Origin of the sequence: Desulfosediminicola flagellatus (genome assembly GCF_005116655.2) — a bacterium.
Lineage (GTDB): Bacteria > Desulfobacterota > Desulfobulbia > Desulfobulbales > Desulfocapsaceae > Desulfopila > Desulfopila flagellata.
In genome coordinates this window covers 4,221,585-4,240,284 of sequence record NZ_CP050698.1, presented here as the reverse complement: position 1 = coordinate 4,240,284, position 18,700 = coordinate 4,221,585, and the positions used below count along the sequence as shown (strand labels likewise).

At 43.8% G+C, this 18,700-nt stretch carries 12 protein-coding genes; 9 read left to right on the top strand and 3 right to left on the bottom strand.

Going from position 1 to position 18,700, the window contains the following annotated elements:
* The first annotated feature begins 528 nt into the window (after positions 1 to 528).
* The 5 genes from FCL46_RS17495 (at position 529) to FCL46_RS17475 (ending at position 6,829) form a co-directional block, all read left to right on the top strand.
* Positions 529 to 2,226 carry a SpoIIE family protein phosphatase gene (locus FCL46_RS17495; RefSeq protein ID WP_136810421.1) on the top strand — a complete coding sequence of 566 codons (1,698 nt, stop codon included), beginning with the start codon at positions 529 to 531 and terminating at the stop codon, positions 2,224 to 2,226.
* A gap of 509 nt (positions 2,227 to 2,735) precedes the next feature.
* A complete protein-coding gene (gene acuI, locus FCL46_RS17490; RefSeq protein ID WP_136810420.1) occupies positions 2,736 to 3,725 on the top strand; it encodes an acrylyl-CoA reductase (NADPH) in 990 nt (329 codons plus the stop codon).
* A gap of 125 nt (positions 3,726 to 3,850) precedes the next feature.
* A complete protein-coding gene (locus FCL46_RS17485; RefSeq protein ID WP_136810419.1) occupies positions 3,851 to 5,020 on the top strand; it encodes an MFS transporter in 1,170 nt (389 codons plus the stop codon).
* A gap of 395 nt (positions 5,021 to 5,415) precedes the next feature.
* The gene (locus FCL46_RS17480) at positions 5,416 to 6,105 is read left to right on the top strand and encodes a hypothetical protein (RefSeq protein WP_136810418.1); all 690 of its coding nucleotides are present in this window, start codon (positions 5,416 to 5,418) and stop codon (positions 6,103 to 6,105) included.
* 268 nt (positions 6,106 to 6,373) lie between these two features.
* The gene (locus tag FCL46_RS17475) at positions 6,374 to 6,829 is read left to right on the top strand and encodes a hypothetical protein (RefSeq protein WP_136810417.1); all 456 of its coding nucleotides are present in this window, start codon (positions 6,374 to 6,376) and stop codon (positions 6,827 to 6,829) included.
* A 146-nt stretch (positions 6,830 to 6,975) separates the two neighbouring features.
* On the opposite strand, the gene FCL46_RS17470 is transcribed toward FCL46_RS17475, so the two are convergent.
* Positions 6,976 to 7,362 carry a hydrogenase iron-sulfur subunit gene (locus FCL46_RS17470; RefSeq protein ID WP_136810515.1) on the bottom strand — a complete coding sequence of 129 codons (387 nt, stop codon included), beginning with the start codon at positions 7,360 to 7,362 and terminating at the stop codon, positions 6,976 to 6,978.
* A gap of 511 nt (positions 7,363 to 7,873) precedes the next feature.
* Between FCL46_RS17470 and FCL46_RS17465 the strand changes: the two genes are divergently transcribed.
* The 4 genes from FCL46_RS17465 (at position 7,874) to FCL46_RS17450 (ending at position 15,235) form a co-directional block, all read left to right on the top strand.
* A complete protein-coding gene (locus tag FCL46_RS17465) occupies positions 7,874 to 9,403 on the top strand; it encodes a toll/interleukin-1 receptor domain-containing protein (protein ID WP_136810416.1) in 1,530 nt (509 codons plus the stop codon).
* Positions 9,396 to 13,253: an NACHT and WD repeat domain-containing protein gene (locus FCL46_RS17460; RefSeq protein ID WP_136810415.1), complete on the top strand. Its 3,858-nt coding sequence runs from the start codon at positions 9,396 to 9,398 to the stop codon at positions 13,251 to 13,253. Before FCL46_RS17465 ends, FCL46_RS17460 begins: the two co-directional genes overlap by 8 nt.
* Before the next feature lie 178 nt (positions 13,254 to 13,431).
* Entirely contained in the window at positions 13,432 to 13,677 is a 246-nt protein-coding gene (locus FCL46_RS17455; RefSeq protein ID WP_136810414.1) for a hypothetical protein, read from the top strand.
* Positions 13,678 to 13,975: 298 nt separating this feature from the next.
* Entirely contained in the window at positions 13,976 to 15,235 is a 1,260-nt protein-coding gene (locus tag FCL46_RS17450) for a cation:proton antiporter (RefSeq protein WP_136810413.1), read from the top strand.
* 47 nt (positions 15,236 to 15,282) lie between these two features.
* Here FCL46_RS17450 and FCL46_RS17445 read toward each other — a convergent pair whose 3' ends face one another.
* Together FCL46_RS17445 and FCL46_RS17440 are read right to left on the bottom strand one after the other, a co-directional pair.
* Positions 15,283 to 16,956 (bottom strand): HD-GYP domain-containing protein, encoded by a 1,674-nt coding sequence (locus FCL46_RS17445; RefSeq protein ID WP_136810412.1) that lies wholly within the window; start codon positions 16,954 to 16,956, stop codon positions 15,283 to 15,285.
* On the bottom strand, positions 16,949 to 18,667 hold the full coding sequence (locus tag FCL46_RS17440; RefSeq protein ID WP_167506082.1) for an HD-GYP domain-containing protein: 1,719 nt from the start codon (positions 18,665 to 18,667) through the stop codon (positions 16,949 to 16,951). Before FCL46_RS17440 ends, FCL46_RS17445 begins: the two co-directional genes overlap by 8 nt.
* Positions 18,668 to 18,700 lie beyond the last annotated feature (33 nt).

The window sequence follows — 18,700 nt, the reverse complement described above, 5'->3', positions numbered from 1 at the left end:
ATAAGAATATGAGCATAGCTATTCCATAGATTGAAATATCGGTCAAGTTGTAAAGTTGCAACTATGTTAGAATATTCTAACATGTGTTTTGCATTGTAGATGGGTAACTAACCGAAGTGGTAAGGAATTAAGGGTGGGCTGGTTGGGTGTAAAATAATGTGATTATTGTAACCGTACATTACACGTTATGTACAAGATCGGTGGGATGAGATTACGTTTTAGTGAATCGGTAAAGCAGTGTAAAAGCCATGGGCGGTTGCAGACCCATGCAGAGTTACATGAGTAATAAAAATACGTTATGAGGCATCAGATGGCAGGATAATCTGCACTTTGGTGCTGCATTTTCTTATGTTCCCTTTACGGATTAGTTTATACGTGGTCATAACGTATCAATGAACGTATTGTGATCATGGCATATGTGGATCATAAGAGATCAACAACGGTATACTTCTTCGTATGCAGGAGTTGGAGATGTTGAAATAGCAACAGTGTTTAACACGTGGATCATTGTATCGAGGAGTATAGTCCATGAAGGTTGATGCAGATAAATCAGAAGAGCACCTCTATCAGGAACGTGCTGAGCTTCGGCGGTTGGTGGTTGAAACGGATACTCTGAAGCAGGAGCTGAAAGAGGCCAAAGCTGAAATAGCCAGCTTAAAGGCCAATGCTGAAAAGCGGGAAAAACAGCTTTCGCGTGAGTGCATCGAGCATAGCAATGTGTTGGAGGAATTGCACATGTCCCGCCTGATTGTTGAACGCAGCCCGGTAATTCTGTTTCGCCGATTGGCAGGAGATAATCCACGGCTCGAATATATATCAGAAAATCTCAGTCAGTTTGGCTATAGCCCTGAGGAATTTATCCGGGGTGATATACATTTTAAAGATATTATTCATCCGGATGATTTTGACAGGGTCAAGCATGAAATTGATACTCACGCAGAAACGGATGTCGAAGAATATTCAATGATCTATAGATGTCTGACTAAAGATGGTGAAGTCCGTTGGGTGGAGGATCAAACATCAGTGGTCAGAGATGAGCAGGGTAATAAAACCCATAACCAGGGTGTGCTTTTCGATATTACCGAGCGAAAGCAGGCGGAAGACGAGTTGAAAAAGAGTGAAGAGAAATTCCGTCGCATTGTCGAAACAGCTGGAGAAGGTTTTTTGTTGGTCAACGAAGATCTTCAGATTGTTGAGGTGAACGATGCCTATTGCCGGATGATCGGGTACTCAGCCGAAGAGATCAAAGGGAAAAGGCCGTTTGATTTCGCTACTGATGAATTCAACGAGTACATGCACTTTAATAAAGAAACTATTCTCGCACAGGAATACAGGGAATTTGAAGGCGAGGTGATAGCAAAAGATGGTCATGCTGTACCTGTGCTTATCCATGGGAATACGCTCAGGGATGATACTGGCAATTTTATCGGCAATATGTCGTTTATAACCGACATGACTGAGCATAAAAAAGCGTTGCTATTGGCAGGCGAAGTACAAAAAAGCCTGTTACCTCAGGATCGGCCCGATGTGAAAGGACTGGATATCGCCGGGCGTAATGTTTCATGTGATGAGATTGGCGGTGATTACTATGACTTTCTCTGGCGGCACGAAGTGGGAAAAGGTCCGTTTAGCGTAGTTGTGGGTGATATCTCAGGTCATGGTGTAGAATCTGCGCTGCTCATGACAACTGCCCGCGCCTTTTTGCGTATGCGGACTTCACAACCAGGAACAATCTCTGAAATTATCACTGCAATGAACAGTCATCTGGCTGGTGATGTTCTGGAGAGCGGCAGTTTCATGACACTTTTCTTCCTCTCTATTGATCCGGAGAAAAGCCACATCGACTGGGTCCGGGCAGGCCATGACCCTGCATTATTATATGATCCGGTACATGACAGCTTTGAGGAACTTAAAGGCAGAGGGATTGCTCTGGGGGTAATGAGTGATGTTGATTACACCGAAAATCGAAGAAGCGGACTGGTAGATGGGCAGATTATCGCTATCGGAACTGATGGCATCTGGGAAGCGTTTAATCGAGATGGAGAGATGTTCGGAAAAGAGAGGCTTCGCAAAATCATACGCGAACATTCAGGGGAAGATGCGACCGCTATTCTTGCATCTGTATACGCCGAACTCAAACTGTTTACTACAGGTCGTAAAAGTGAAGATGATATTACGCTGGTGATAATAAAAATTTCGGGATTAGATTCATGCAGGAAAGGCTAGCCCGGATATCTCATTAATAACGTGTGTAATCAAAGAAATTAAGATTTTATCTTAATATTCCGGTAAGATGTGATTGCTGAACTCAGCTTCTGATCGCTGACCAATAGAGGTTTCTATCCGGTTCCAATATTCACTGTCATCCCTGATTTTCTTATATGAAGAACAAATGGGTAAAAAAACGCTGAGTATTTTCACCTCTGACAGTGCTTTTTCAGTGAGTAATCCTGGGTAACTGTATCGAAATGGATGAAGGTGTGCCAATATGACGCTGTTCCAGCTTGATAGATCTGATTGAAAAGTTAAATGATACTCGTCGCTTTAATAAAGATATTTTTTGCCAATTCTAGTGAGGTATGAATACGCTTTCGGAAAAATAGCTGTAATACACGACTCATATATAGTAGACAACAGTTGAAGGTGATGTGTAAATGATAGAGGAATCGTGTTCACCGGGCTGGAAATATAGTACGCGTTGACCCGGGCAATACCTTGAAAAGGAGAGCAGAACCATGTCCAAAACATTTCGTGGGTATCAGATTACAAAAGATGACGAGGGGCAGAAGGTTGCCCTGACGACCCTCTCAGAGAGTGATCTCATGGAGGGTGATGTTACTGTGCAGGTAGAGTATTCCACCGTAAATTATAAGGATGGCCTGGCACTTACCGGGAAAGCTCCTGTCGTACGCCGTTTTCCGCTCACACCGGGAATTGATTTTGCCGGCACCGTAACTGGCTCAGATAATGCTGATTTTAAGATCGGCGATAAGGTGGTGCTTAACGGGTGGGGTGTTGGTGAGGTACATAGCGGTGGTTTTGCAGAAATCGCAAGAGTTAAGGGTGATTGGCTGGTCCCGCTTCCTGATGGTATAAGCACTCGCCAGGCCATGGCAGTGGGTACGGCAGGTTACACCTCTATGTTGTGTGTGTTGGCTCTCCAGAATCATGGCTTGAATCCTGAAACTGATACCATTCTGGTAACCGGTGCCGCTGGCGGCGTCGGCAGTGTTGCCGTTTTGCTGCTAAGTAACCTGGGGTACAAGGTTGTGGCTGTGACTGGCAGAATGAATGAAGCCGATTTTCTGCACGGGCTTGGTGCATCGGAAATTATTGACAGGCAGCAGTTCTCTGAAAAGGCAAAACCACTGGGAAGAGAGCTTTGGGCAGGGGCTGTTGATGTCGCAGGTGGTAATACACTGGCAAACGTTATCAGCCAGATGAAATATGGCGGAGCGGTGGCGGCATGCGGCCTGGCTGATTCTCTGGCTCTGCCGGGTTCTGTAGCACCATTTATTTTGCGTGGTGTAACCCTCTATGGAATCGATTCGGTTATGGCGCCGATGGCTAAACGCATGAAGGCGTGGCAGCATCTGGTGAGCGATCTTGATTTCAATAAACTCGATACACTCTGTACTGAGATACCACTTGAGGATATACCGACTGCAGCTGAGAATATTATGGCAGGCAAAGTTCGTGGTCGGACCATAGTTAAGGTGAGGTGATTTTCAACAACTCAAACAGGTGTGATGCGATTCTGGTACCCGGTAGGTGGCTGTAGCCGCTGCCGGGCTTTTGGTTACAAAAGAAACGTATTATTTGCCTGGCCATATTTAGAAGTAGACTACGTATGAAACATCGGCCAGGCCGGATATTACCGGTAATAATTCTCTCACTTTTCGCCTGTGGGTCTCTCTGGTTTTCAACCAATGCTATTCTCGGTGATCTTGTCACAGAGTGGTCAATAGGCAAAAATGCAACAGGCTATATCACCTCGGCTGTCCAGTTCGGTTTTATTATAGGTACGCTGATATTTTCATGGTTTACGCTTTCTGACAGATATTCACCCGCAAAGATATTTTGTCTCTGCTCATTTGCAGGAGCGCTTGCTAATAGCTTAATTCTTATTGTGCCGGGAAAACTCATCACGCTTGTTGTGTTGCGGTTCTTCACCGGTTTTTTTCTGGCCGGTATTTATCCTATCGGTATGAAAATAGCTTCAGGCTGGTATAGAGAAGGGCTCGGCAAAGCATTGGGATTTCTGGTCGGTGCACTTGTGTTGGGTACAGCTTTTCCCCATGTATTGAAAGCAACGGGGTATGTACTGGAGTGGAAAGTTGTACTTCTCACGACATCATTGTTGGCTGTTACGGGTGGGCTGGCGATGTATGTATGTGTTCCTGACGGACCGTTTATAGAAAAGAGCACGGTATTTAACGGCAGGGCACTTGTAACGCTTTTTAAGATTAAAGGATTCAGATCAGCAGCGTGTGGGTATTTTGGCCACATGTGGGAGCTCTATACCTTTTGGGCATTTTTACCATTTTTTCTCATGGCTTATGCGCAACAGCACCCTGAAGCCGGTTTTAATGTACCGCTATGGGCATTTCTGGTGATTGGTTCAGGAAGTCTGGGCTGTGTAGCTGGAGGGATTATTTCCCGAAATGTGGGGAGTGCACTGGTTGCCACAACTCAGCTTGCCATTTCAGGGGTGTGTTGCCTGCTTTCTCCTGCGTTTATTTCCCTGCCTCCTTTTCTGTTTGTTTCCGTCATGTTGATATGGGGGATTACTGTAGCCGGGGATTCCCCGCAATATTCAGCGATTATCGCTCATACAACACCAGGGCATCTTGTCGGCTCAGCATTGACACTGGTAAATTGCATCGGGTTTTTTATAACAATCATCAGTATCCAGCTTTTAGATATGTTGATCGCCTATATTGAGATCGAAAATCTCCTGCTATTCCTGTTTCCTGGGCCTTTGCTTGGAGTCTACTCCATGCAGTTTCTGAAAAGGTAATATACCGTTTATACTAGTGTCCTGTCATGCCTCAAATGTTTAATTTAGCTCGCTCTTTTCACTTCCTGACTTCGTTACTCCTTCAGTTACATAGCGCTGCTATGCTCCATCAGTCATGCCTTGCAGGAAGAGAAAAAGCTTCACAGTATTACGACATCTGACACATGACATGACACTACGACAGAGCATAGGTGGCTTTTTTCTGTTACGTTTCTTTTTGTTTGTATCTGTATTCGGCTATAAAGTTTTTAGATAATAGGTGTTTGGGCAAAAAGGTTACTATCCAGATGAGCGGCGGCAATACTTCGGGTGTGGAATTGCAGGCAGCTATGGAGAAACGATGTCTTTTTAGCGGAATAGTCGAGTAAGATAAATGTTCAGGAGATCAGGGCGAAATGGCCATCAAAAAGGATAGTATTACAGACTTTTCAGACAGCGATTTTTGTATATTGGGTTGCGGACGATTTGGCAGGATTGCCCTCGCTGAGTTGACCAGACCCTACCCGACTGCACATATCCGTGTAATCGATTGTAAACCTCTTAAAGATATTCCTGAAAATATCGAGGTCATTACCTGCGATGCGGTTGAATGGCTGGCACGGTTTTGTACTTCTGATGTGGCGGATACGGTAATTATTCCTGCCCTGCCGATTCATCTTGCCGCTGAATGGCTAAAGAAAAAACTCACGGAGCAACAGGCTGAAGTAAATACTATCAACATTTCACCTGACCTGCTGGGGGGATTGCCGAATCCTTTGCATCTTAAAGAAGGGCAGATAGCCATTTCGTATGCTGATTTTATCTGTCCCTCAAATTGCCCCGAGCCTGAATCAACATGTACCTATACCGGTAAGCCAAGGCCAACACCACTGTATACAGTCCTGCAAAAGGCTGATGTTGGGGCGGACAAAACATATGTTATCAGAAGTCAACAGATCGCACCCGGTGTGGGGGGATTTCGAGCTGAAGTTCTGCTAAATCTTTTTAATGATATAAAGAAAATTTCTGAAGGAACGCTGTATATCGGGACTACATGCAAATGCCACGGCATTGTCGATAGACTGTATTATTCACTAATGTCATAATTCATTATCGCGGTTATGTGAGTTTGCACAAACCCTTGTGAGGGGGGGAGGCCTATTTACCTAATTGTATTCAGAAAATTAATCTGTCTGATTTGTATGCGAAGTGCTTATGATTGTAAACTCTCCAGCTTAATCCCTCTGCCAGTTTCTTTGGAATCTCTGTAACCTTTTCCATCCTCACCGTTATAACTATAGCACGTGCGATTATGTGTCCGGACCCAGTTCATACGCAATAACAAGGAAGAAAATTCAACTGATGGAGACTGGTATGAAAACCCGGAAAATTATGAGCTTATTTGCTGTCATGGCACTGTTGTTGACCTGGTTGACACTCCCTGTGGTGGCTGGAAGCAATTTTGAGCCGGGGGGGGAACCAGCAGCAGGAATTGGCTTTGGAACTGACACCGAGTATATCCCCTTTGACACAGGTTTTACCGTTATCCGCGCGGGGGGGGAAGAGAATGGCATACTCTTAGCATCTAGCGGCAAAGGCTATGGAAGGAGTGGAAACACGCGAGGTTATGATGATGACTCGTTTGACGGCTATCACGAGAGTAATCATCAGAGCAATCAGGAGGGCAATCAGGAGAGCAATCAGGAGAACAACCAGGAAGATAATGGGGATGATGACGACGACGATGACGACGATGACGACGACAATGACGACAATGACGACAATGACGACAATGACGACGATGATGACGACGATGATGACGACGATTAAATTAATGTAATGAGTATATTTATCTAATCATTTTCGTTGGTCAGGATCTTGGCCCTTTGGACTCTCTCTTGTGGAGGGGACTCCAAAGGGCCGCATTTGATGCAGGGGAGTTTCTTTACCTCATATCATTTCGAGTATTATAGGCACTACAAAATTTCAATTGCTTCCGACATCTCTTCCACAGCATCTGCAAAGGTTTCTGCCTCCACCGCAGATATCCAATAGAGGCCGAATCGTTCTTTTTCGAAACCAAGGTCTTCCATTAGTTCAACGATCATATCATAGCGATCTGCGGCTTTAACATTACCATCAATATAATGACATTCACCAATATGACAGCCGACCACCATTACGCCATCAGCACCGTTGGTAAGCGCCTCAACAACAAATTCAGGGTGTACCATTCCTGAACACATCACTCGAATAATTCGTACATCACAGGGGTACTGCAACCTGCGGGTGCCTGCCAGATCTGCAGCAGCATAACCACACCAGTTGCAACAAAAGGCAATGATTTTTTTTTCCTGATTAATCAATGTGTTCTCTCTTTTATCATGCAAAACTGAACGTTTTTTCGTTGGAACTATCGTGTCTTGCGCGGTGGAACGCTTCTCCTGAGAGCCAACTTGGGTGCAGGCTTTACTTAATCGCAGTTGTTAGAAGTTGCAAGAGATGTCTTGGTGATTATCGGAATCGCGTATTCAAACTGTTCTGGAAAGCTGCTGTCCATACTATCGCGCAATTTAGAGAGGATAGTCAATGCTTCCTTTCGTATACTTCTTTGGCATAACTATATGATGTCTTGTTTTTCGGGCGGAAAATACATTAAAATACACCTATACATCTCAAGAATACGATAATGCCCTACTGTAAACAGGCAGGCAGGTATAGATTGCTATTTGAGCTGAACAGCACGGTTGCCAGCATTATGGCAATCTGTCGTTTTAATACACAGTTTAACTCTTCCTCTCGTGATAGCAGTTCTATTTGCAATATTCACATCAAGACCATTCGTAAAATAAATAGCCTCACTATGGTGCGACTATGGAAAATGAAAAGGAAAAGCATAACGGTGATGACAGATACGATGTCTTCATCAGCTACGCCCATGTAGACAATAAGGTCAGCAAAGGAAAAGGCTGGGTGACGTTATTGCATGATGCCCTTAAGATCCGGCTGGATATGCTGCTGGGCGAAGAGTCAAAGATATGGCGTGATGAAGAGTTACAGGGCAGTGATAAACTCACTGAAAGGATAAAAGAGGCGTTAGAACGCACTAATGTATTAATTTCCGTATTAACGCCACGATATACAAAGTCTGAATGGTGCAATAACGAACTGCAATATTTTTTACAAAAAAACATCAATGAAAAGAAGTTAGAAAACTTCCATAAGTTCAATGTCTGCAAAGTTATTAAAACACCTGTTGATGATGAACCTCAGGCAATGAAACAGCTCGACCTGTTGGGGTTTCCTTTTGTAAAAGCAGACACAACTCCACCGAAAGAACTCTTTCCCGGGTGGGGCGAAGAGGCCGATCAGGAGGCCATTAAAAAGATCAATGACCTTGCCTATGAAATAAAAATCTTGCTCAAGATTATTAAAGAGAGCAGTGGGGACGACCAGGCTCAATCAAAAGGGTCTGTGTATCTGGCAGATACCTCACAAGACGTTTTGGAAAACAGAAATGAGATCAGGAGAGAGTTGGAAGCACAGGGCTATACAGTTCTTCCGAGGGGTGATCTTCCCCGGTCATTTTCTGAAATTCAGGATCAGGTTCAATGCCACTTGAGCCAGTCCATATGTTCTATTCACCTTATAGGCAGATGTTATGGATTCATTCCTGAAATGGATCTTCCTCAACGTTCAGAAGAAGGCAATATTTCTGCGGTAGAACTTCAGGTTGAACTGGCTGCAAAATATAAGAACAACAATCCTGATTTCTATCAGCTCATCTGGCTCTCGGGAGATAAAGAATTTTCACTACCTCAGGAAAAATTCAGGAAAAAAATAGATAGCATGGAACTTGGCCCTAACGATGAAATGCTTGATAAGTCTCTGCATGATTTTAAAGAGGAGATTATTGATAAACTGAATGCGACTCTGCAGAAGCAGACTGGAAGGGCCAAATCTGTTTCAAAACCAAAAGTTTACCTTTTATACTCAAAAGAAGATCGGGTTGATGTAAAAGAAATTAAACAGTTCTTGCGAGTTAACGGATGCGAGCGATTAAAGCCCGTCTTTAATGCCAAGGACCAGAATGAAATTGAAATTCTTCATAGGAAACGGCTTGCAGAGGCTGATGGAGTAATACTGTTTTGGGGGCAAGCAGATGAAGCATGGTTTGAAAGTAATAGAGATGACATCCGTAGCACAGAAGGCAATAGGCAACTCTCAACCTGTGTAATCATTTCATCCCCAATGAATGATGAAAAAGAGGAATTTATAGAGGATTACGAGGAGAGTGCTTCATATACGATATGTGATTTCTCCGAAGGGTTTCAGCCTTCTCGTGTGTTGAACTGGTTGTCTGCTCTTATACAACCCGGTGAGGGTAATCAAAATCATGAATAGTGAATTGAAAAATCCTTTTCCTGGACTTCGGCCGTTTGAAGAGAACGAGACTCATCTCTTTTTCGGGCGTGACAAGCAGATTTTGCAGTTAGTAGAGCGTTTGCGCAATACCCGCTTTCTGGCTGTAATTGGTTCTTCCGGATGCGGTAAATCCTCACTTATACGGGCTGGCCTTTTTCCCTCACTCAGGGGGCAGCAGGAATCACCTCTATTACGATCAGGATTGTCGCCCAGTACCTATAGCGACATGATACAGGGGGAAACCGTTGAATGGCGGCCGGTGGTTCTCCGGCCTGGAGATTCTCCTATCAAATCATTGGCGCATGGGTTGAGTCGTTCCGGATCAATTGATGATCACTGGCAGGATGGTCAGCATGATATTTACACCAGTATCATTGAAACCACGTTGAGGCATAGTTCTTTAGGCTTGCAGGAAGTTGTAGATGAAGCACGACTGCCCGCGAAGGCCAGATTGCTGATTCTTGTCGACCAGTTTGAAGAACTTTTCCGCTTCAGAAAACATGGTAAAGAGACACATATAAGTGATGATGCCAAGGCATTTGTACAATTGCTTCTCCATTCCATCAATGATAGCGCCGGGCGGATTTATGTTATCCTGACGATGCGTTCAGATTATCTTGGCCAGGCGGCGGCACTCTCTGGCTTACCCGAAGCGATAAGTGAAAGTCAGTATCTTGTTCCCCGCCTCAGCAGAAGAGAACTCCGCAGCAGTATAACCGGCCCCGTTGAGAGTGAAGGAGCAGAAATAACGCCCCGTCTGGTGACCCGTCTGTTAAATCAGCTCGGAGATGATCAGGATCAGCTGCCGGTACTCCAGCATGCTCTTATGCGACTATGGGATAACTGGCAACAGAATTATCAGGGGCGTGGTCAGCTTGATATTGAGCATTTACAGAAGGACCATACCATCGGGGATCTTCTTGGCCAGCACGCTGACGAGGTATATTCACGCCTGATTTCTCAGGAAAGAAAAGATATAGCAAAAAAGATTTTTAAGGTGCTGACAACAACAAACGCCGACGGAGAGGGCATACGTCGTCCTGTCACCTTAGAAATGCTTGTGAAGATCACAGGTCATGACGAACAGGATATTGTAACGGTAATTAACAATTTCAGAGCGAAGGATTGCTGTTTTTTAATGCCGCCAATAGATACAGACAGTGTTCTCAGCAAGGGCCATACAATTGACATTTCCCATGAAAGCCTGATGCGTAAATGGACTCGTCTTGCAGCCTGGGTGGCGGAGGAAGAGCAATGCGCAAGGGATTACAGGCGTATCCTGATTGCAGCCCAGGCATGGAGTGAAAACAAAGGAGCGCTTTGGAGCAGTCTGGATGGACGGGCACTCGGTTTTGCCCAGGCATGGAAAAATGAGAATAATCCCAATGCATACTGGGCAATGTTGTATACCGTTGGGCATAATTTTTCTTTAGCTGAGAGTGATTTTGCAATAGTTAACTCTTTCCTTGAGTTAAGTGCAGCTGAACGAGAAGCTGCAATTCGGAAGAAGAAGATCGATACCATTGTAAAAAGGGGTACAGGTGTAGCTTTGCTTCTAACAGGTGTAATGGTAGCCGGGTATCTGTTTTTTGCCTCTTTAGAGAAAATTAAATCTGCAGAACAGCTTGCCCGAAGTAAAATTACTGCAATGAATTTTCAGCCGGACCCTTTGACGCAAGCACTCTTTCTTATATCCACGATCGACTCTAATGACACAGGTTACCCATGCTATAAAAAGCTTGCACTCAAGGTTGCTCCGGAATGTATTCCTAAAGCGGTTTATGACTTTGAAGATTCTGGGAAAATTAAAATTAGCAGGATGGCAATTCAGTCGGATGGTCCTCAGATAGCTATTGCCGATGAAAACGGAGCTATTTATGTCTGGAGCGGTAATTCTTTTGACGAGCCGAAGCCGATAGTTAAAGGAGAGGGTGGTTTTCCCTCCCACATTGCATTTACTCCGGATGGAAACGGACTGATAACCAGTGATTATTTGGGATCTCTCCGCTATTTACCACTGAAAAATGCCTCTGAATCATGCACTATTTCTAATGCTTTTCCGCGTGTAGATACATTTTTAATAGATCCTGAGAATGAAAAAATCATATTCAGCGTATTTAACGAGGAAGGTCGAGGAACTGTTGAAGAGATACCCTTTTCACCAGACAACCCTTGTGGTGGGGATCCACGACATACAGAGATATTGAACTTTTCAACTCCAGTTAAAGATCTATCAGTTAACAGCGAAAAGATTGTCACAGCTTCTCAAGATGGAACCATCACAGTTTCCCCATTAGCAGGGAAAAGCGAATTTGAGCCGATTCCTTTTAAGCTCCCCGGAAAATATGGCTATTCACGTGAAAACTCTGTAGCACTCAGTGCTTCTGGTTTACTTGCAGTGGGGACTGATCTTGGATTGATTTATGTATACACACCTGATGTAAACTCCAATGCTGGTGATAACAATAACTTTGGATCAATTGCCTGCCCTAAAGAAATAGCCGGGTATACCTGTGCACTTATCGACCCTGAGAAAGCGTATGGTGCGGTAAGAGGGGTAGGTTTTATAGGTGACAAAATATATGGTGGTTATGCTGACGGAGCAGTGCGTATTTGGCATATATCTGAGGACGAGCAATATGCAAAATATCAAAATTTTATGGTTCTAAGAGGTCATGCATACCCAATACTCGATATTGCAGTTAAAGCAGATAAAAAGACTCTTGTGAGTGTGGATAGCGATAAAGAGCTACGTGTATGGGATCTCGAGCAATTCAGGAATCATACGGAAATTAAAAAGCCATCCAATGTAGTCGATAATCATATATCAGGTAATGGTGATGTCCTCTCTGTTTCAGAAAATGGTCGAATTACGGTGTTGTATAGTGAAAATGCTGATCAGGAAAAAACTGTAATCGAATCTGCCGGTACAGATATTACACGTATTGCTTACTGCAGGAAAAAGCAGATAATTGCAACAGGTTCACAAAACGGCATAGTGACTCTCTGGGCAGAAAATAACTTCGGGAAAGTTCTTGATACGCTATCAACAGGGGCTGAAGTTCACGCAATCCTATTTAACTCATCCTGTGAAAACCTCTATATCGGTAATCAGACAAATATTTTGAAATGGAGTCCCGAGAGTGATAATCCTACAAAAAAGTTAGCCAATGTTATTAAGGAGAAGGCTGGTGTATGGGCACTTGCACTCAATGAGGCTGAAACTAAGCTCACAGCAGGACTGGGCAATGGAGAGATTCTTTTATACGATGAATCAGAGCAACCCAAATGGAAGTTACTTGGAAAGCACCAGAGTCTGGGCAGCGCTAATGCTGTGACCGGTGTCGTCTTTATGGGTAATGATGAGGTATTAAGTGCTGGGAGGGATTGGCTGGTACGTCGCTGGGACATTCCTAAAATTAAAGCTAACAGTAATGAAGTATTTGATGATCGGGTTTTTGAGGGTAACACAGCTCCGCTTTCAATAGCAGCTCTAAAAAGAGAAGAGACAGAGTTTACAGCTATAGGCAATGAAGACGGTTCTATCTGGCTGAACTGGATAAAAAAAGAAGATGATGATTTGATACGTGTTGCTAAAGGTCAAACGCCGATAACACATGTCACGTTCAGTGATGATGGCAAGCACATTTTTGCTACAGGAAGAGACGGGTCGGCGATCAAAGTTACACTCGACCATGAAGAAATTCTTCAACAGTTGGAAATCACAACCGATGCGTGCTTTTCGGTAGTAAATAGAGAAAAATACCTTGATGAAGAAAGTGATGAGGCAGAAAAAAATTATAATACGTGTAAAAAGCAAAAAATGTAAGTGACGGATCTCAGGAATAACATTTTAGCCTAATCTGAATGTGGTGTAGCAGGGGGCGGGAGCACATTGTATGTATTCCACATCATATGATTGCTCTTATTGAAAATTAAAGGGTGCAGGTTGCTAAAAAAATGCTGCTCTTATCGCAAATGTACCAACAGCTAAAGAGGACACTTTAATGAAAAAAAATTCTCGATGCTCATTCCTCTTACTCTCTGCAGGCATACTCATTCTATTTTTATTAATAAGTGAAAACGCGTTTGCAGCCGGTTGCTGCAAACAGATACTTGATCCGAATAATCCAGGTCAGGACAGGATTATAAACCGAAATTTCAATCAATGTTCAGATCTGAATAACGCAAACGATTACGGTGACAACATTTATACCCGAATTGGTAGAATATGGTGGGATCCACGTTGTTAGTCTGTATTTGAGGGAGATATGTATATCCTCAAAAGTATAGATGGTTAATAACGACAGGTCTTGTTGATAGAAATTTTTCTGTTTCTTTTATAGGTTCTTGCACCGAGAGAATCTGGAATTGGTTGTCTGGCGTTCCTGGTCTTTGCTATTCTGTATTTAAGTATGCGGGCTTTCCCCAATCTTTTCTTCTGTAGTCTTCTTCAAGGTGATTTTGATTTCCGGGTGCTGTAGTATGTTGAAATTAAAACGTGAATCACCACGTATTCGCCTTTCTTAAACATCAGTTCCGGAGCAGGATATGGGTTTATTCGATATTTTCACCGCACTTGTGGTGTTGGCTGCGCTTTTTAGCTACATCAATCATCGTTATCTGAAGATGCCGCGAACCATAGGATTGATGGCTCTTTCGCTTGTCGGTTCATTGAGTCTGTTACTGCTTGGGGCATTCGAGATAGTGGCATTTGATGATCAAGTGGCCGGTATTCTTTCAGGACTGAATTTTTACGATACTCTGATGCATGGTATGCTTGGCTTTTTGCTGTTTGCGGGGGCCCTGCATGTAAATCTCCAGGATTTGCGGGAGATGGGATGGATTATCGGTTTGCTGGCAACATTTGGGGTTATTGTTTCGACAGCGCTTGTTGGCGGAATGACCTGGGGGATTCTGTACCTGCTGGGAATGAAAATTTCTTTTATCTATTGTCTGCTTTTCGGGGCGCTGATTTCACCTACTGACCCCATCGCGGTGCTCGGTATTCTGAAAAAAGCCCATGCGCCGAAACGGCTTGAGATAAAAATTACAGGAGAATCTCTCTTTAATGACGGTATCGGTGTTGTGGTATTTTTAACCCTGCTGGCATTTATAAAAGGTGGTGACCATCCACCTGAACCGATTGCGGTTGCACAACTATTTGCAGTCGAAGCTGGTGGCGGAATTCTTTACGGGCTGGTTCTCGGCTATTTCTCCTACTCGCTCATCAGGCGGATTGACAATTACCATGTAGAAATTCTGCTGACCCTCGCTACGGTAATGGGCGGCTACAGGCTGGCAGAATTACTACACGTTTCTGCTCCGTTGGCCATTGTTATTGCAGGACTGATGATTGGTAACCATGGCCGTTATCTGGGAATGTCCGACCTTACCCGTGAACATCTTGATACATTCTGGGAACTCGTTGATGAAATATTAAACGCTGTACTGTTTGTACTTATCGGCTTGGAACTTCTGGTGATCACCCATACCGTGAGCATGATTACCGCCGGTTTGATATTGATCCCGTGCGTGCTATTGGCAAGATTTTTAAGTGTCGGTGTAATCGTCAACCTAATGCGTAAGATTGCTGATTTCCCTAATGGCACCGTGCGGGTATTAACCTGGGCAGGATTGCGTGGCGGTATCTCCGTAGCTCTCGCACTCTCACTGCCACAGGGGCCGGAACGGGATATGCTGGTAACAATAACCTATTGCATAATGGCATTTTCAATTCTGGTGCAGGGAATGACTGTCGGAAGGCTGGTAGTGCACTTTTTTGGTGTTAAGACAGAAGAGGTTACTTAAACAGCGAGATGAAAGGCTCAAACTGAGGGATGGCGGCGAATGTGTAATTATAATGAATACGTTTGCTTGACCTGGTTTATCTCTACATTTTTGGCTAAAAATGCTTCTACTACCATAGGGTCAAATTTTAAGCCGCTGAGTTCACTGAGATGGTTAATTGCTGCACCATGGCTCATCATGGCTTCCTTTTTAGAGGAAGATGTCATGGCCTCATATGCATCAGCAATGGTCATGATCCGTGCTGCAAGAGGTATCTCCCGCGCTATAAGTCCGTAGGGATAACCTTTGCCATCCCAACGTTCATGGTGAAAATAGGCTATATGTTTCGCCATTGCTAAAAAGCCGCTTCCCTTGCTTTCTTCTTCCATCTCTTTAATGACGTCACCGCCAATGATCGTATGTCTCCTGACTGTATCTCTCTCTCGTTCAGTTAACTGCTTTTTATTAAAGATAAGCGTATCAGGTATCGCTACCTTACCAATATCATGAAGGATAGAAGCGTGATAGATATCTTCGATATATGTAGATGTCATTACATCACCCAGAGTTGAGCGATGTGAGAGTTCGGTTGCGATAAGTTTGCAGTATTCCCGTATACGTTCCAGATGGTTGGTCGTGGAGATATCTCTGAATTCAGAAAGCTTGGCAAGCGCCATAATCGCAGCTGTTTCAGTTTTTTTCTTTATCTCAAGAGATCTGAACAGTTTTCTTTCCAGCTCCTTTCGTGTGCTGGTATCACGAATCATCAGTAGAATTCCAGATGATGACTGGCCCCGGACTAATTGACTTGCGTTGATTTCTGCTTCTATAAAGGTATGGTCATTTTTACAAAGCAGAACCTTATGGCCGGAAAGGGATGAGTTATCCCTGAACATTCTGTTGATTGTTTGCTGAAAATCTTTTTGCTGGTGTCTCACTACCAGGTCAAATAGCGATTTTCCTGTTATGGACCCACCATTTCCAAAGTGCTTCTCAAACATGACGTTGGCCTGAAGTATTTCACCCCGAGGGCCGAGGACTATGGCATCATCTGCAATCTGATCAAATAACAATTGGTAGCTTTTTTCGGTGGCACGATGCTCTTTCGAACGCTTTTCCACCTCTTTTTGCAGTACATAGGCTAGCTCCTGAAGTTCTTCAGCAGCATTGTTTTCCAGCATCCGTAGTTGGAATTCCCGTTTGCGTGCCCTTGTATCTGCCCAGCTCTGGGTTGCGATAATGAAAATAAAACTGATCATGAAGAACAGATTGTTGAAAAAGTCCATCAGATAAGCTTTGTGAAGTGAGTGTGTGTAGAAAATAGTAATTGAGTAAAAAGTAACGACTGAAAAACAGGCGACAAGGCATTGCACAGTAGTAAGGGGGGCGAGGGAAGAATAAACTGCCATGCATACTATCAGGCCGACGAAATATGGTGAAGTGACCCCGCCCATTCGGTAAATCATAAAAATAATTACGAGTGATACCAGAATGAAAAAGAGAAAACCGATGGTATGCGGATGTTTGTGGGCTTTGTCCGAATAATTGAGAATCAGCAGAAGTAATGTGATTACTATAAGGACCTGCCTATAGATAAAAAACTCGGTAAAGAGTTCAGGTATCATCAGATAGTCAAGGGAGGCAAAAAGCAGAATCAGAAAACCACCGGCAAGCAGTATGTAGTTTACCCGCCGGTGATGAAGCTCTTGTAATTCGATTATATATTCTTCCTGATTAATCATTTGCCATTTCCGGTTGCTGAAGCACCAGTTGGATTCTGGTTTCTTTAAAATCGTGCTCTCTGCGTAAGAATGCCTCAATGATGCGTGGATCAAACTGTTTGTTGCTTTGCTCCAATATTATTTCTTTACTCTCTTCATGGCTGAAAGGGGGCTTGTAAACCCTTGCCGAGGTGAGTGCATCATATACATCTGCTAAAGAAATAATACGGGCAGCGAGCGGAATATCATCTCCTTGCAGCCCGTCCGGGTAGCCTGTGGAATCCCATTTTTCATGATGGGATCGGGCAATTTCCTGACCAATGTAAAGAAATGAGAGTGAATCAAGACTTCGTTCTGCAGCAAACAGTACACTACAGCCAAACACTGTGTGTAGTTTCATCTTTTCAAATTCTTCTACCGTCAGTTTTCCAGGCTTTAACAGAATCGAATCTGGAATCCCCACTTTGCCGATGTCATGCAGTACCGATGAGTGGTAGAGATCTTCAATAAATATATCAGTGATGACGTCTTTAAAATCGTCGAAGTGAGCTAATTCTTCAGCCAGAATGCGTGAATAGGTCCGAATCCTACTGAGGTGAGCACCTGTGTCATTGTCCCTGCATTCCGCAAGCTTTGCCAGTCCGAAGATCGCAGCATGTCGTGATGTGTCAATAAGCCGTTGTGAATCAATGAGTTTTCTTTCCATAGACTTTGTGCTTGAGATATCTCGAAGCACCAACTGAAAGTTTGCTCGACCATCAATCTCTATCATGCTGGCGCTCATCTCAACCTCAAGTCTGGAGTCGGGTGCTGTCTGCAAATTGAGCTGTATACCTCCGGCAGCCGCTCTTAGTTTGAGTTGTGAAAGAAGGTTTTCAAACCATTCTTCATCGTTTTCTGCACTGATGATCTGTCTGATATCAGTGGAAAATAACTCCTCTTGAGAACGGTTGAGCAGAGTACGTGTGTGCGAATTGACTTTTGTTATTAGACCGTCTGAATCAACTAAAAAAACCAGATCCTGAATTGATTCATAAAGATCCTGATATTTTAGATGTGATTGTTCGAGTTTTTCAAGTCGCCGCTGAACATCCTCTTCGAGTCCTTCAGTCTGTCGGACAAGCTTTTCCCGCAGATTCTGAAGACTGGTTTTTGCACGTAACTCTCGTATCCTGGTATTGAAATCATCATAGCTTTGAACAGCGGTAACACCGATAAGCGATAGAAAGAAAAACGAATTATTAGCCCCGTAAATCAGGTGTGCTTTGTCTGTGTTGCCAGTTCCGAGCAGTACGGTCGCGATGTAGATGTAATACATAAAGACACCTAAGGTGCAGGCGTGTGTTGCCCGAAGCGGCAGCACGGAAAATGCTCCGGCTATCATCAGCAGGATACCAACATAATAACCGGAATAGAATCCGCCAAGCGAGATACACATGAGCGCAATGGTGAATGCTCCAAACAACAGACACGCCATGATGATATGCGGCGTTAGCTGTTTTACTAGCGGGAATCGAAGGATGTTCATAACACCGAGAAGGAGTGTCACATATACCATTCTGTAAAGCAGGAACAGTTTAAAGTGCTCCTTGGCATACAGGAAATCCAATATAGAAAATAACGAAAAAAAGACCACAGCCAGCCAGAGGCAGATATGGGAGCGCAGAAAAAAAAGTTCCCGGATCTCCTCTTTAAAATCATCGGCTGTGGCTTGAGGTTTTGAATAAAACATACCTTGCTGACTCATATTAATTACCGTGCAAAC